This is a genomic window from Streptomyces griseoruber (genome assembly GCF_001514205.1).
GTDB classification, from domain to species: Bacteria; Actinomycetota; Actinomycetes; order Streptomycetales; family Streptomycetaceae; genus Streptomyces; species Streptomyces griseoruber.
Map to the genome: position 1 here is coordinate 6,655 of NZ_KQ948810.1, position 935 is coordinate 7,589.

The 935-nt window shown below is 74.3% G+C and carries 1 protein-coding gene; it reads left to right on the top strand.

Annotation, left to right across the window (positions count from 1 at the left end; all coding sequences use genetic code 11):
• Positions 1 to 935: beta-ketoacyl reductase (locus tag AQJ64_RS44620; protein ID WP_159060368.1), on the top strand; the 935-nt coding region annotated here is incomplete at both ends.

The following is a 935-nucleotide window of genomic DNA, read 5'->3' on the forward strand; positions in this document are numbered from 1 at the left end:
GATCTCCGGCACCCTCGGCACCACGGGCCAGGGCAACTACGCCTCCGCCAACGCCTTCCTCGACACGCTCGCCCAGCGGCGCCGGGCGGCCGGGCTGCCCGCCACCTCGATCGTGTGGGGCCCGTGGGCCGACGGCGGCATGGCCGACGAGGAGGTCGTGCACTGGCGCATGCACCGCGGCGGTGTCCTGCCGCTCCAGCCCGCTCTCGGCATCCTGGCCCTGCATCGCGCCGTCGGCGAGCCCCGGCCGGTCGTCATGGTCGCGGACATCCACTGGGCCGAGTTCGCCCCCGCCTTCACCATCACGCGCCCCAGCCCGCTGATCGAGTCGCTGCCGGAGGCCCGCGCGGCCGTCGAGAACGCCGGGGCCGCCTCCGAACGGTTCGGCCGCGGCGACGGCTCCGTCCTGCGCGACCAGCTCATCGGACTCACCCCCGCGGAACAGGAACGGGTGCTCCTCGAAGTGGTCCGCTTCTGTGCCGCCGGCGTCCTCGGCTACGCGGGGGCGGTCGCCGTCCCGGCCGAGCGTGCCTTCCGCGACCTGGGCGTCGACTCCCTCACCGCGGTCGAACTCCGCGGCACGCTCGCCATGGCGACCGGCGTCCCCCTGGCCGCGACGGTGGTGTTCGACTATCCGACCCCGGTACTGCTCGCGCGGCATCTGCGGGAGCGGTTGCTGGGTGATGCGGCCGAGGCGGAGCCGGTCGGGCCGGTTTCGGGGGGTGCGGTCGTCGGTGACGATCCGGTGGTGATCGTCGGGATGGCGTGCCGGTTCCCGGGTGGGGTGCGGGATCCGGAGGGGTTGTGGCGGCTGCTGTCCGAGGGCGGTGACGCGGTCGGCCCGTTCCCCGCCGACCGAGGCTGGGACCTTACGGCCCTGTACGACCCCGACGCCGAGCGCAGGGGCACGAGTTACGTGGACGTGGGTGCCTTTC